A 13,189-nucleotide genomic window follows, 5' to 3' on the forward strand; every position below is an offset into this window, starting at 1 on the left:
CGACGAAGTTTCTATAACGTTTCCATAACGGGCGGTCAGGAGTATATGCACCCATTATGAACACTGCACACAACGAACGTCAGATTGTACTGGATACCGAGACCACGGGTCTGGAAACCAGTGAAGGCCACCGTCTGATCGAGATCGGTGGCGTTGAGGTGGTCAATCGCCGCCTGACAGGTCGTCATTATCACCAATACATCAATCCTGAACGCGCCATTGATCCCGAAGCGATGGAAATCCACGGGATCACCGATGAACGGGTCGCGCAGGAGCCGGTATTTGCGCAGGTCGCCGATGAATTCTGGGAATTTATCAAAGGCGCCGAGCTGGTCATTCACAACGCGTCATTCGACGTCGGCTTTATTGATCATGAATTCAATCTGCTTAACAAGGTGCGCAGCGAGCCGGCACTTGGCCCGGTAGCCGCAGGCTGTAGTGTACTGGATACACTGGCTCTGGCGCGTGAGATGCACCCGGGGCAGCGCAACAACCTTGATGCGCTGTGCAAGCGATACGGCATTGATAACGGCCATCGTACCCTGCACGGCGCACTGTTGGATGCCGAGATTCTTGCCGAGGTTTATCTGGCGATGACCGGCGGCCAAACGGCGCTGTCGCTAGGGGGAGAAAGCACCGCCAGCGGCCAGCAGAGAGGCGGCCCGGCGGGGCGTCGTGAGGTGGCGGTTGACCCCGGCCTGCTGCGGGTGGTTGCCCCCAGTGCTGACGAGCTGGAGGCCCATCAGGCCAAGCTGGAGCAGCTTCGCGGCAAGGCGGGGGGCGAATGTCTGTGGGACAAGCTGAATGGTTGATCAAGTAAAGCTCGAACGCATTCTGCCCCATGCGCGTCACCTGGAGAGAGCGCGCCATATTCAGGTGGATATCGAAGGAGGCATCGCGCCAGGAGAGCGTGAAGGCATTCTGGGCGAACTCCGCTATCCGTTGCCCAATGCCATTGCGCTAGGGCAGTGGCGAGGAGAGCCAGTGTTGCTCTCCATGGTGGAAGCGACACACCCCGAGTGGCCCAGTGGTCGCGAGTGGCTCAATCAGCTTCCGGGAGACGCCTTCGAGCTGATTTCAACCGCGCTTCAAGTGAACCACTGGCGGCGTAATCATCGCTTCTGCGGCCGCTGCGGCAAGCCGACCCAGCAACATCGCAACGAACTGGCCATGGTGTGCAGCAACTGCCGGTTACGCGCCTATCCTCGCCAATCGCCCTGCATCATTACGCTGGTCAGCTACGGCAGGCAACTGCTGCTGGCGCGTAGTCCGCGCTTCAAGCAGGGGCGATTCAGCACGCTGGCAGGCTTTATCGAGCCGGGCGAATCTGCTGAACAGGCAGTCCACCGTGAAGTGATGGAGGAGGTCGGAGTCGAGATTGGCCGGGTGCGCTACTTCAAAAGCCAGTCATGGCCATTTCCGCACTCGTTCATGCTTGCCTACTTCGCCGAGGCGGTCAGTCGCGATATTCATATAGATGGTGTCGAGATCGAGGCGGCTGACTGGTTTGAGCCGGAGCAGCTTCCCGGCCTGCCGGAAGCGGGGGCTATTTCCCGGCAGTTGATTGACACCTTCGTCAACGGCGTTGCGATACAGGACTAACGTTAGACACGGTTTACCAAGGTTCGAGTTTTCAAGGAGAACGACATGCTCGAATGGCTCTATCATTTTGGGCTTTTTGTGGCCGAAGTGGCCATTATTGTAGTGGCGATCGGCATTGTTATCGGCCTGATTGCACGCCAGAAATCGCAGCGCGGCGAGCGTGAAGCGGCACTGGTGATACGCGATCGCGGCGAGCACTTTCGCAAGCGCCAGCAGCGTTTGGCACTGGCTCGCCTCTCTTCCGCTCAAGCAGAGAAGGCACAGAAGGCGTGGGACAAGGAAGAGAAGCAAAAGGCCAAACAGCAGAAGAAGCAGCCCGCCGAGGGCAAAAAGGCGGTGTGGGTCGTTGATTTCAATGGTGATATTCGCGCCAGCGCAACGCCCGAGCTAAGCGAGCAGATCAGCGCCATTTTGCTGGCCGCCCAGAAGGGTGATGAGGTGGTGGTGCGTCTCGAATCCGGCGGAGGGATGGTTCATGCCTACGGGCTAGCGTCATCCCAGCTTGATCGGTTGCGCCACGCTGACCTTACGCTAACCGTATGCGTCGATAAGGTAGCGGCGAGCGGCGGTTACATGATGGCGTGCTGCGCCGATCATCTGGTGGCGGCTCCCTTTGCCGTGGTCGGCTCCATTGGTGTAGTGGCGCAGATTCCAAATATTCATCGTCTGCTGAAGAAAAACGACGTTGATGTCGATGTGCTGACGGCTGGCAAACATAAGCGCACGCTGACCATGCTGGGGGAAAATACCGAGGAAGGTCGCGAGAAGTTTCTTGAGGATCTGGCGGATACCCATGCGCTGTTTAAACGGTTTGTCGGCGAACGGCGTCCGCAGCTCGCCATCGACGATATTGCCACCGGTGATACCTGGTATGGCAGCGAAGCGGTGGGTAACGGCCTGATCGACGAGGTAGGCACCAGTGAGGAGTATCTCCAGCGTGCTTCACAGCAGGCCAAAGTGCTGGAGATTGCGTTTAAAAAACCGCGCAGCCTTTCACAGCGTCTCGGCAAGCAGTCAAGCGCTGCCATTGAGCGCGGCGTTGATCGCGCCTTCGAGCGTCTGGCACGTTTGAGCTGGGAGAAGCATTAATGCACGCGGTTGCGCGTTTGGTAATAACAGTGGTTAATGCGGCGAGCCGTACAATCTTATGAACCTTGAGATGGAACCTTCCCAGCAGCGCCGTCGAGCCCTGGCGGTGCTGGTTATTCTGCACACGCTGATTATTTGCGCGAGCAACTATCTGGTTCAGCTGCCGATCGAAATTGCCGGCTTCCATACCACCTGGGGCGCTTTCAGCTTTCCGCTTATTTTCGTGACCACCGATCTGACCGTGCGTCTGATGGGCAAGCGTTCAGCGCGCAAGCTGATTGCACAGGTCATGCTACCGGCCCTGATTCTCTCCTATGTAATTTCAGTGCTCTGGCAGCAGGGCGCATTTCGGGGTTTTGGTGCGCTGCTGGAATGGAACACTTTCGTCGCTCGCATCGCGCTGGCAAGCTTCTCCGCCTATGTGTTCGGGCAGTTGCTGGATATTCAGGTATTCGACCGCTTGCGGCGGCTGCCGCAGTGGTGGATTGCACCCACCGCCTCGACCATTTTTGGCATGTTGATAGATACGCTGGCGTTTTTCGCGGTAGCGTTTTATCGCGGCCCTGATCCCTTTATGGCGCAGCACTGGCTTGAAATCGGCATCGTCGATTATGTAATCAAGCTGATAATAGGGCTGTTGCTGTTCGTGCCGTTATACGGCGCACTGCTCAACCTGCTGCTGCGTATGCTGGGACGTTTGGATGGTCATGGATAGAGGGAAGGGGCGTTGGGTAATGTCTTCCCTATTGCGATCTGATCTGTGACGTAAAGGAAGGGGGCGGGATATTCACTCCCGCTTTCCGCTATTACACACCGCCGATGAGCACAGCAAGAAGAGAGAACAGAGATGGCGTTGAATCTTCACTACATTGAGCAGGGCACGCCGCGCAGCGATCGGCTGCCGCTGGTTATTCTGCATGGACTGCTCGGCAGCGCTGACAATTGGCGCAGCGCTCTGAAGGCGTTTGGCCGCGATCGCCATGTGATCGCGCTTGATCTGCGTAATCATGGCGCATCGCCCCATGCACGCGATACCCGCTATACAGCGCTGGCAGAAGATGTGGTTGCTACCCTGGATGCCTTGAATATTCAGCGCTTCGATCTGATTGGTCACTCCATGGGAGGCAAGAGCGCCATGATGCTGGCGCAGCGCTATCCGCACTGTGTGGCGCGCTTGATCGTGGTGGATATTGCGCCGGTTGCCTACCAGCACGGTCATCGCCGCGAGTTTGATGCCATGCAGGCCGTGGCGAGCACTGACATTGAAAGTCGCCAGCAGGCCGATGAGATCATGCAGCGCTATATTGATGACCTGCCGACACGCCAGTTTCTGGCGACCAACCTCAAGCGCGACAGCACCAGTGGAAAGCTAAGCTGGCGGGTTGGGCTGAATGAGCTTATCGAGGGCTATGCCGAGATTGCTGCTGCGCCTCTGGCGGGAGGCAATGCCGAGGTGCCGACACTGCTGATTCGTGGCCGCGATTCCGACTACGCCACGCATCAGGGCGTCGATGCACTGCGCGAGCTGTTCCCAAGGCTTGAGGTTGTCACTCTTGATACCGGTCACTGGGTACACGCGCAGGACTTCAAGTCATTCAAGGCTGCGGTAGATCAGTTTTTGGGAAGTGAATAGCCTGTACCTTCAAAGCCATTAGGCGACGCTGCAATAGGTCGCCGAACAGTGAAGAACTTTACAGAAAATACAGACAGGACATACAGAAAGGCGAGGGCATGCCTCCACCGCCTCACGTCCAGTACGTCGCAGTAAGCGAAACCCTTACCCTTTGAGAAAACGCTTCATGGCGGTAACGGTTTCGTCGCTGCAATGATGCTCGATTCCTTCGGAGTCAGCGCGCGCGATATCCTCGGGCACCCCGAATTGGCGCAGCACTTCCAGCACAACTTCATGGCGGGCGGCAACCTTCTCGGCCAGGGTTTCACCCTCTTCGGTCAGAAAGATACCGCGATAGGGGCGTGCGTTGACCAGCCCATCGCGCTTGAGCTTGCCAACCACCTTCGAGACAGCGGCTGGGCTAACGCCAAAGCGCTCGGCAAGATCGCTGGCGCGCGCTTCCCCAAGCTGATGATGCAGATGAGCAATTTCCTCTACATAGTCTTCGACCAGCTCGCGCTGATGATCCTGACGAACGCGGTCAAAGTGTTCGTGGTGAGGAAGCGATTCCATGAGCTTAGCAATTCTCTTCAATCATAAAGTGGTGAAACTACCATATGGGGCTGTTCTTCGATAGGCGAGCGGCCTAATCTGCGCAATAACGTCCAATTATTTATGGCATGCCTGTCGTGTTTTTCTACGAAACCATAAGCATCAACAGGCACGAACAAACTTCAGCACAGGATGATGTGTCGCAATGACAGCTCTCTCTTCGACCTCTTCGACGCCCAGCAAGACCCGCACCAGCTTTTATCGCAGGCTGTACGTCGCCTGGCTGATCGAGCAAAACATCGCCAGCGTGCCAGCCATTACGTCACTCAGCGGTATGCCGCGTCGCACGGCTCAGGACACCATCCACGCCCTGCACGAGCTCGATATCCGATGCCGTTTTCACCAGACCGAAGGTGAACGCCAGAATCAGGGGAGCTACGCAATAGAGAGCTGGGGCGCAATTAACCCCAGCTGGGTTCATCAGCATATCGGAGAGATCGCGGCACTGCTGGGATATCCATTGCCTGCGTCAGTGTGACACCTCACTGCGCTGCTGACGGGAGAGGCGATGACAAAGCAGGGCACCCAGAAGTGCGACGATAGCGGCCACAAGATAGATCGAGCGATAGCCAGCGCCTTCGATAACCAACCCAAGCAGCGGGCTGGAGAGCGCAATCCCCAAATCCTGAAACAGCGAGAAGCTGCCGATTGCCAGCGCTCGGTTGGCTGGTCCGGCGCGCTCGACGGCCAGAGTGCCCAGTGCAGGGAAGATCAGCGAGAAGCCTGCTCCACACAGTGCCGCTCCTATCATGGCGGCGATAGGAGAGTAGAACAGTACGATCAGCGCAGTGCCTAACGCCTCTACCACCAGAGAGGCCAGCGTCACGACAAAACCACCGCGGCGGCTGATCTGGTCGGAGAAGAAGATTCTGACACCAATAAAAAAGAGCCCGAATAGCAGCAGCGCAATAGGGGTGCCCGACCAGCCATTGGCGGCAAACGCCAGCGCCATGAACGACCACACCGCAGAAAATCCCACCGAGCCGGTAATCAGAACATTACCGAAGGGCAGTACCTTCTTGAAGACCTCGCGAAACCCCGACGGCGGAGCATTTTCATGATGCTCGGGGCGCACAGGTTCATAGGTTCTGCACAAACACCAGCAGGCCATCGGCATCACCAGCGAAAGCAGGCCAATGGTGGTCAAGCCGCCAAATCCGCCTGGCAGGTTATAAAGCATCAGACCAACCGCAGCGCCAATAGCGATGCCGCCATAAGAACACACGCCATTCCACGAGATCGCAAAGGGCGTATTGATTGGCCCTAGCCGGTGAATATTCCAGGCGATAACCCCCGTCGTTCCCCAGCTTTCTGCCCACCCCAGTGCCAGTCGGGATACTGCCAATATGGCAAACGCCAGCCAAGGGGTAGCACTGGTGATATCCGATACAAACAGCAGTGCTCCCGAAATTCCTGCGACAAGCAAGCCTCTTAATACCGATGTGCGCGGGCCGCGACGGTCAATACGGCGACCGGCGGAAGGGCGCGAGGCGAAGGTACTGATGTATTGCAGCGACACGGCAAGCCCTGCAATCACGGCACTAAATCCCAGTTCGTGGCTGACAAACAGGGGAATGGCCGCCATGGGCAGGCCAATATTGAGATAAAGCGCCAGATTGAAGATCAATACCGGAAATATGCGAGTGAACGATGTTGCCTGAGTCAATTGTTGCGAAGATTGCACTTACTGCTCCCAGAGATGTCACGTTGTCGTTTTATAGCCGCAGCATATAACGGGATCGCACTCAGATGAACATCCAACGTGGTTTATAACAGCGTCAAGCCATCGCGCCACCTTCATAACACTCCTTTAGTGTTAGAAACCAAAGTTCAGTTGCCGATAACGATCATGAAGTAACATTATTTATCATAATATTTGTTACTTTTTGATTATTCATGAAATCGCACTGATGTCGGTGTGGGAGTAGCGTGCAATGTCTCAGTCAGAATACCGGGTATTGGTCGTGGGCTTAGGCTCCATGGGAGCAGGGGTAGCCAAATCCTGCGTGGCGGCCAGCCTTGATACCTACGGGCTTGATCTTGACCAGCAGCGCTGCGAGGAGCTGATGGCTACAGGCGCCACCTACGCAGGAGCCGCCATCAATGATGACGTGGCCGCGCAGCTCGATGCAGTAGTGATGCTGTTGGTTAACGCACATCAGTGCCGTGCGGTGCTGTTTGGAGAAGGCGGACTGGCAGAGCGGCTCTCCGCCGGTAGCGCGGTGATGCTCTCATCGACCATGGCCGCTGACGATGCCATCAGCATTGCCGCCGAGCTGGAACAGAAGGGACTGCATGTGCTGGATGCGCCGGTATCTGGTGGGGCAGCCAAGGCGGCGAGTGGTGATCTTTCGGTCATGGCCGCGGGCCAGCCTCAGGTATTCGAGCAGCTTTCGCCAGTCCTGACGGCGATCGCGGCGCACGTACATCGCGTCGGAACCACCATCGGGCAGGGCGCAACCGTGAAAATCATTCATCAACTGCTGGCAGGCGTACATATTGCCGCCGCGGCTGAAGCGATGGCGCTCGCCAGTCGCGCGGATATTTCTATGGAAGCGCTGTATCAGGTGGTAACCAGCTCAGCGGGCAATAGCTGGATGTTTGAAAACCGTATGCGGCATGTGCTTGATGGCGATTATACGCCGCATTCAGCGGTGGATATTTTCGTCAAGGATCTGGGGCTGGTGAATGAAACCGGCTTGAACCTGCGCTTTCCGCTGCCACTTGCCAGCACTGCTTACACGATGTTCGCCAACGCCTCCAATGCCGGTTTTGGAAAGGAAGACGACGCTGCCGTTATCAAGACTTTTGCCGGTATTACGCTGCCTGAAAAGGGAGGCAAATCATCATGACGCTAGGAATCATTGCCGATGATTTTACCGGTGCCACTGATGTAGCCGGCTTTCTGGTCAATAACGGATTGCGCACCTTGCAGCTCAATGGTGTCCCTGAAGCGCCCGTCGATATTGAAGCCGATGCTGTCGTTATTAGCCTGAAGAGCCGTTCATGTTCTGCACAGCGCGCCATTGAGCAAAGTCTCGCGGCGCTGAAGTGGCTACAAACTCATGGCTGTCAGCGCTTTTTCTTCAAGTATTGCTCCACCTTCGACAGTACGGCAGAAGGCAATATCGGGCCTGTTACCGATGCACTGCTGGAGGCGCTGGGTGAGTCCTTCACGGTGATCTGCCCGGCACTTCCCGTCAATGGACGCACCACCTATCAGGGCTATCTCTTCGTTAATGGCGTGCCGCTGAACGAGTCGGGAATGCGTCACCATCCAGTGACACCCATGACAGATGCCAATCTGATGCGGGTGATGGAAGGGCAAGCGGGCGGTCAGGCGGGTAATGTCACCGTCGATCAGGTTGAAAAGGGCGTTGAGGCAGTACGTGCGCAGTTGAGCACGCTGAAGCAGCAGGGCAAGCGTTACGCGGTGCTGGATGCCTTGAATGACCGGCATTTGCAGACAATAGGTGAAGCCGTTGATGGGCTTACGCTGGTCACGGGTGGCTCCGGTCTTGCAGATGGTATGACGCGCCACTGGGAAGGCCGGCCAAACGCTGAACAGGCCGGTGCTCCGAATGCGGGAAGCACCGTGATTCTCGCAGGCTCCTGCTCAGAGATGACCAACCGCCAGGTAACCGCCTATCGGGATAGTGTGGCATCGCTGGCGATAGCACCCGATCGCGCCATGGCAGAAGATTTAACGGCTTACGTCAATGAACTGGTCGATTGGTTTGCACGCCAGCCCAATACTCCTCACGCACCGCTGATCTACGCCACCATGCCGCCCGCGGAGTTAAAACAGGTGCAGGAGCGTTACGGTGCTCATCACGCCAGCGAACGAATCGAAACGCTCTTCGGCGCGTTGGCAGCCGCGCTCGCCGATACCGGCGTTAGCCGCTTTATTATTGCCGGCGGCGAAACTTCGGGTGCGGTCACACAGGCGCTGGGCATCAACGGCTTCATTATCGGCCCTCAGATAGCGCCAGGGGTGCCGTGGGTAAAAGCCCTCGATCACAGCAAATCTCTTGCGTTGAAATCGGGAAACTTCGGCGCCGATATCTTCTTTTTCGATGCACAACGCATCGCCGACCAGAATACGGATTGATGGATATGCCACGTTTTGCTGCCAATCTCACCATGATGTTTACCGAAGTGCCTTTTATGGAGCGTTTCGGGCGGGCCGCGGCAGCTGGGTTTAGCGCTGTTGAATACCTGTTTCCCTATGCGCACGATGCCGAAGAGATCGCCCATGAATTAACTCAGCATCAGTTGACGCAGGTGCTGTTCAATCTTCCGCCGGGCAATTGGGAAGCCGGTGAGCGCGGACTGGCGGCCATTCCTGGAAGAGAGCAGGAGTTCAGAGAGAGCGTTGAAAAAGCGCTCCATTATGCGCAGACGCTGGGCTGCCAGCAGCTTCACGCCATGGCGGGAATAACACGCGGCCTGGATAGTGCACAGTGCCAGCGCACCTTCATTGATAATTTCCGCTATGCCGCTGACCGACTTGCTCCACATGGCATCACGCTTCTGGTCGAGCCGATTAATCAGCGCGATATGCCCGGTTACTTTATCTCTCATCAGCAGGAAGCGGTGCGCCTTCTGGAGCAGGTAGATCGTGCCAATGTCGCGGTTCAGCTCGATCTTTATCATGCGCAGATCATGGAAGGAGATCTGACACGGTTGATGGAGCGAATGCAGGGCCGGTTCAGCCATGTGCAGATAGCGTCGGTACCCGATCGTCACGAACCCGATGAAGGTGAGCTGAATGCTGAATGGCTGTTTCAGCAACTGGATCAGCAGGGGTATCGCGGCAGGATTGGCTGTGAATATCACCCGCGCGGGCGTACCGAAGAGGGGCTTGAATGGCTATCGAAGCATCGGAGCGCTGCGCCATGATTCCAGCCAAACGCCAGACTGAAATCATCAATCTGCTGTTGCATCGCGGCATTGTGACCACAGTGGAGCTGGCATCGTTGCTCGATGTATCGTCGATGACCATCCGGCGCGACATTCGGGTGCTGGAAGAGCAGGGCAGAGTGGTGGCCGTCAGCGGCGGCGCTCAGTTGGCCGGACGGCTTTTCAAGGAGCCTTCGCATCTTGATAAAAGCGAGCTTCATACGCCAGAGAAAGGCGCTATCGGCGAGCTGGCCGCCCGCCTGCTCAGCCCCAATATGACGGTATATCTGGATGCGGGCACCACGGTCCTGGAGATTGCCCATCACTTGGTCAATCGCAGCGACCTGACCATCGTGACCAATGATTTCGTTACCGCTGCCTTTATTGCCAAAGAGACTCACTGCGAGCTGTGGCATACAGGCGGCATGGTCGAACGCGAAAACCAGTCGTGTATTGGCAGCGCCGCCGCCGAGATGATTCGCCGCTTTAATTTCGATCTCGCCTTTATCTCCACCTCATCCTTCGATCAGCGCGGCGTATCCACCCCCAGCGAATCCAAGGTAGCGGTCAAGCAAGCCATCGCCGACAGCTCGCATCGGCGCGTACTGGTCACCGACAGCAGCAAATACGGCATGTTCTCAGCCTTCTGCGCGCTCCCGCTCAGCCGCTTGACCGATGTAGTCAGCGATAGCGAACTGCCGCAAAGCGCCCGCGACCTCATCATCCAGCAGGGCGTTCAGCTACATCTCACTAACAGTATTGAAACCAACGCACTTGAAGTGGCCCGATGAATATCGGAATGACCAGCACTAGTAAATTTCGACTTATCCCGCCACTCAAACGGGAGTTCTCAGCAGAAATTCTGCCTGCACCTTAATGAATTTGGAGCAAAGTCTTGAACATGAGCGAAAACGAACTGCGCGAGATGCTGGTCATGCTCGGCAAAAGTCTGTTTGAACGCGGCTATTCGGTCGGTACCGCAGGCAATATCAGCGTGCGGCTCGACGATGGCTTCCTGATGACGCCCACCAACTCATCACTGGGCAGGCTTGACGCCGACAGTATCAGCAAGCTCGATCGCAACTGGAACCATATCGGCGGAGATAAGCCCACCAAGGAAGTATTTCTGCACCGCGCGATGCTGGAGACCCGGCCACAAGAGGGCGCCGTTGTCCACCTTCACTCTACCTACGCCACCGCAATGAGCTGTCTGACCACTCAGGACCAGCGACAAGCGCCCATGCCGGCGCTAACCCCGTATTTCATTATGCGAGTGGGCCGCGCGCTACCGGTCGTGCCATATTTCCGCCCCGGCGATCCTGGTATGGAAGAAAGTATTCGCTCCGTGGCGTCAACTCACCGCGCCTTGCTGTTAGCCAACCACGGCCCGGTGATTGCCGGCGCAACCCTTGAAAGCGCGGTCAACGCCGCAGAAGAGCTGGAAGAGAGCGCCCGCCTGGCATTTGTGCTGAAAGATCACCCGGTCAACGAATTGTCCGAAGACGATATTAACGATCTTTTAGAAACGTTTGGGTAGCAGCATCATTTGTGATTTCGGAACCAGCAGCGGCAACGAGGGCAGGTTGCCGCCAGTGAGAGTGCAGGAAGGCAGGCTCAAATGGGTGACGCTCAAATTGCAGCTAATCAGGTACCAGCTGAGATAAAATTCCAGCCCACAGCGGTTTTACCTACTCTGTTAACCGGAGTAAGCTAGCACCATATTTCTTGATGGTAGGATCACAATGGAGCAGTTAACTGTACACTTTACTAGTAATGATGACGATATTATCGAAATTTGCTCAAAATACTGGATGCTATCTTCACGGGGTAGTTGGAAAAGTACGGTTTCCGAAATTGCTCATTTTTATGGCTTGCCAGTTTATAAGTTATCCCAATTAGTTAAAGAATCTTCTTACGTGCTTGATAGCACTCGACTCTGCCAACGTTGTTCCTCCCCATACATGGCAAGGGTTCGTTCTGACATGCCTATATCAAGCCTAGGAGTCACTAGCAATAAACCAAGGGACTTTACTTGCACCAAATGCTTAGAAGCTGACCGAGCCGAACAAGAAAAGAAAAAGGCCGTTGAACAAGCTCTGGCCAATGAACGTATTGAGTGCTACCGAGCAGAGCTGGAAGTTAGGGTTAATGATCTCCGTGAGCACACCACCTCTGTTGATGTTTTGCCCGGCTATTATTCTATTGTCTTACTGGCCTTGATAAAGCATTCTGGAAGCGAAGCGCTCGAATATATCGACCCAATAAATAAAAATTCAATTGACGCACTAACTCCATCTGACCAATTCACAGTGGAATTATTAAATGAACTTCAAGAAGTTGATATAATAACAATATCCCCTCGCAGCCCATCCGAGTCTTTGATAGTCACACCTGAAGGGGAGAAACGCTATTATCCCTTGGGGGTCGCCTGGGAAGTGGGGGTCTCTATGTCTTTAACGGACAGTGTCGACCTGGCAGCAGCGTACTCATGGCTGAACAATTATGTCTCCATGAGAGAGTTTCGTGAATCTTCGTGGGGTGGCATCCTACACCTAGGCAGAAGGGTTGTCTTAGAGGAAGCGTTAGCCTATCTCAATCTTGAATTAGGCCGTCGAGGGTTCCCAGAACGTGAGGGTGAGAAAACCATTGCCGCATTAAAAGAGGCGTTGTCACACTTCTCCCTTTCACAGGTCTGCTGGATTATTTCAAATCAGCTGAGGCATGTTTCAGACAGATATCGGCAAGGGCAATCCTATGGACTGCCTCATGCTAGCAATCAGGTCATTAGCGGCATCTCAAAATACACTGAGAGGGCTGTGGCGAACCAATGGGACGTAACCCGTTTCAAACGAGATTATGATCAGCCTCAATCTGTCATTTCTCGAGTTATTTTTAACCATATTCTCAAAGTAGATGATGGTGGATTTTATCATAATTTAGATGAGCTTTTTTCTCAGTTTGAAGAAAATAATGTTTATATTAACAATCTAAAAAATGGAGACATTCCTTTTTAGGTAAATATGCAAGGTGTATGGCTTTAATCAGACTTACTGCATGGATACCTGCACCATTGCTACAACGCCGACCGCGGTACTGGCCGACGAGGACGGGCAGGCGTTTTTCAGTGACATGTTTTTGAATCATCCCAACGTCACCGCGCAGGTGACGATTTTCTTGTTTAATCGTGCGCCGACTACAGATGTGCTCGAGGAAGAGCTTATAGCTGTTAGCGATGGGAGAAAGCTTTTGGAGGGAACGCGCATCAAAGGTTACGGGATTTTCTTGATGGGGCACCTTTAGTGTTTTCGATGCTGCAATTTAACATAATATATATTATGCGAAGTGGAGCTTTGCCTCTTGGAGCCTTTGAGC

Annotated in this window: 15 protein-coding genes; 13 read left to right on the forward strand and 2 right to left on the reverse strand. The window is 55.1% G+C overall.

All coding sequences use genetic code 11. The annotated features are described in order from the left end of the window. Positions 1-56: 56 nt before the first annotated feature. From dnaQ to L881_RS0107285, 5 genes are all read left to right on the forward strand, one after another. A complete protein-coding gene (dnaQ, locus tag L881_RS0107265; RefSeq protein WP_025733038.1) occupies positions 57-812 on the forward strand; it encodes a DNA polymerase III subunit epsilon in 756 nt (251 codons plus the stop codon). Continuing rightward, complete coding sequence (gene nudC / locus L881_RS0107270) at positions 805-1,602, forward strand: NAD(+) diphosphatase (protein ID WP_025733039.1); 798 nt, start codon at positions 805-807, stop codon at positions 1,600-1,602. The genes dnaQ and nudC overlap by 8 nt, the downstream gene beginning before the upstream one ends. Positions 1,603-1,647: 45 nt before the next feature. Beyond that, entirely contained in the window at positions 1,648-2,691 is a 1,044-nt protein-coding gene (gene sohB / locus L881_RS0107275; RefSeq protein WP_025733040.1) for a protease SohB, read from the forward strand. Between the two features lie 70 nt (positions 2,692-2,761). Beyond that, complete coding sequence (locus tag L881_RS0107280; RefSeq protein ID WP_025733041.1) at positions 2,762-3,406, forward strand: 7-cyano-7-deazaguanine/7-aminomethyl-7-deazaguanine transporter; 645 nt, start codon at positions 2,762-2,764, stop codon at positions 3,404-3,406. Positions 3,407-3,538: 132 nt separating this feature from the next. Further along, positions 3,539-4,324, forward strand: a complete 786-nt coding sequence (locus L881_RS0107285; RefSeq protein ID WP_025733042.1) for an alpha/beta fold hydrolase — start codon at positions 3,539-3,541, stop codon at positions 4,322-4,324. Positions 4,325-4,468: 144 nt separating this feature from the next. On the opposite strand, the gene mntR is transcribed toward L881_RS0107285, so the two are convergent. Beyond that, entirely contained in the window at positions 4,469-4,876 is a 408-nt protein-coding gene (gene mntR / locus L881_RS0107290; RefSeq protein ID WP_025733043.1) for a manganese-binding transcriptional regulator MntR, read from the reverse strand. Between the two features lie 184 nt (positions 4,877-5,060). Between mntR and L881_RS0107295 the strand changes: the two genes are divergently transcribed. Then, on the forward strand, positions 5,061-5,393 hold the full coding sequence (locus tag L881_RS0107295) for a helix-turn-helix domain-containing protein (protein WP_025733044.1): 333 nt from the start codon (positions 5,061-5,063) through the stop codon (positions 5,391-5,393). Here the strand turns inward: L881_RS0107295 and L881_RS0107300 are convergent. Then, the gene (locus L881_RS0107300) at positions 5,385-6,599 is read right to left on the reverse strand and encodes an MFS transporter (protein WP_025733045.1); all 1,215 of its coding nucleotides are present in this window, start codon (positions 6,597-6,599) and stop codon (positions 5,385-5,387) included. The genes L881_RS0107295 and L881_RS0107300 overlap by 9 nt on opposite strands. A 250-nt stretch (positions 6,600-6,849) precedes the next feature. On the opposite strand from L881_RS0107300, the gene ltnD reads away from it, so the two are divergent. The 7 genes from ltnD to L881_RS0107335 all read left to right on the forward strand — a co-directional run bounded on the left by ltnD (position 6,850) and on the right by L881_RS0107335 (position 13,117). Beyond that, the gene (gene ltnD, locus L881_RS0107305) at positions 6,850-7,767 is read left to right on the forward strand and encodes an L-threonate dehydrogenase (RefSeq protein WP_025733046.1); all 918 of its coding nucleotides are present in this window, start codon (positions 6,850-6,852) and stop codon (positions 7,765-7,767) included. Next, a complete protein-coding gene (gene otnK / locus L881_RS0107310) occupies positions 7,764-9,026 on the forward strand; it encodes a 3-oxo-tetronate kinase (protein ID WP_025733047.1) in 1,263 nt (420 codons plus the stop codon). Before ltnD ends, otnK begins: the two co-directional genes overlap by 4 nt. Before the next feature lie 5 nt (positions 9,027-9,031). Continuing rightward, positions 9,032-9,817: a 2-oxo-tetronate isomerase gene (gene otnI / locus L881_RS0107315; RefSeq protein WP_025733048.1), complete on the forward strand. Its 786-nt coding sequence runs from the start codon at positions 9,032-9,034 to the stop codon at positions 9,815-9,817. Beyond that, on the forward strand, positions 9,784-10,608 hold the full coding sequence (locus tag L881_RS0107320) for a DeoR/GlpR family DNA-binding transcription regulator (protein ID WP_245587944.1): 825 nt from the start codon (positions 9,784-9,786) through the stop codon (positions 10,606-10,608). Before otnI ends, L881_RS0107320 begins: the two co-directional genes overlap by 34 nt. 110 nt (positions 10,609-10,718) lie before the next feature. Further along, a complete protein-coding gene (otnC, locus tag L881_RS0107325; protein WP_025733050.1) occupies positions 10,719-11,354 on the forward strand; it encodes a 3-oxo-tetronate 4-phosphate decarboxylase in 636 nt (211 codons plus the stop codon). A 205-nt stretch (positions 11,355-11,559) separates the two neighbouring features. After that, positions 11,560-12,831, forward strand: coding sequence for a hypothetical protein (locus L881_RS0107330; RefSeq protein ID WP_156926518.1), 1,272 nt, complete (start codon positions 11,560-11,562; stop codon positions 12,829-12,831). Between the two features lie 40 nt (positions 12,832-12,871). Beyond that, entirely contained in the window at positions 12,872-13,117 is a 246-nt protein-coding gene (locus L881_RS0107335; RefSeq protein ID WP_025733052.1) for a hypothetical protein, read from the forward strand. Positions 13,118-13,189: the final 72 nt, after the last annotated feature.

Source organism: Carnimonas nigrificans ATCC BAA-78, from assembly GCF_000526695.1.
Taxonomy (GTDB): Bacteria; Pseudomonadota; Gammaproteobacteria; order Pseudomonadales; family Halomonadaceae; genus Carnimonas; species Carnimonas nigrificans.

Coding starts and splice junctions, on each gene's coding strand:
- dnaQ (WP_025733038.1), top strand. CDS start 57: ATGAACACTGCACACAACGAACGTCAGATTGTACTGGATACCGAGACC.
- nudC (WP_025733039.1), top strand. CDS start 805: ATGGTTGATCAAGTAAAGCTCGAACGCATTCTGCCCCATGCGCGTCAC.
- sohB (WP_025733040.1), top strand. CDS start 1,648: ATGCTCGAATGGCTCTATCATTTTGGGCTTTTTGTGGCCGAAGTGGCC.
- L881_RS0107280 (WP_025733041.1), top strand. CDS start 2,762: ATGGAACCTTCCCAGCAGCGCCGTCGAGCCCTGGCGGTGCTGGTTATT.
- L881_RS0107285 (WP_025733042.1), top strand. CDS start 3,539: ATGGCGTTGAATCTTCACTACATTGAGCAGGGCACGCCGCGCAGCGAT.
- mntR (WP_025733043.1), bottom strand. CDS start 4,876: ATGGAATCGCTTCCTCACCACGAACACTTTGACCGCGTTCGTCAGGAT.
- L881_RS0107295 (WP_025733044.1), top strand. CDS start 5,061: ATGACAGCTCTCTCTTCGACCTCTTCGACGCCCAGCAAGACCCGCACC.
- ltnD (WP_025733046.1), top strand. CDS start 6,850: ATGTCTCAGTCAGAATACCGGGTATTGGTCGTGGGCTTAGGCTCCATG.
- otnK (WP_025733047.1), top strand. CDS start 7,764: ATGACGCTAGGAATCATTGCCGATGATTTTACCGGTGCCACTGATGTA.
- otnI (WP_025733048.1), top strand. CDS start 9,032: ATGCCACGTTTTGCTGCCAATCTCACCATGATGTTTACCGAAGTGCCT.
- L881_RS0107320 (WP_245587944.1), top strand. CDS start 9,784: ATGGCTATCGAAGCATCGGAGCGCTGCGCCATGATTCCAGCCAAACGC.
- otnC (WP_025733050.1), top strand. CDS start 10,719: ATGAGCGAAAACGAACTGCGCGAGATGCTGGTCATGCTCGGCAAAAGT.
- L881_RS0107330 (WP_156926518.1), top strand. CDS start 11,560: ATGGAGCAGTTAACTGTACACTTTACTAGTAATGATGACGATATTATC.
- L881_RS0107335 (WP_025733052.1), top strand. CDS start 12,872: ATGGATACCTGCACCATTGCTACAACGCCGACCGCGGTACTGGCCGAC.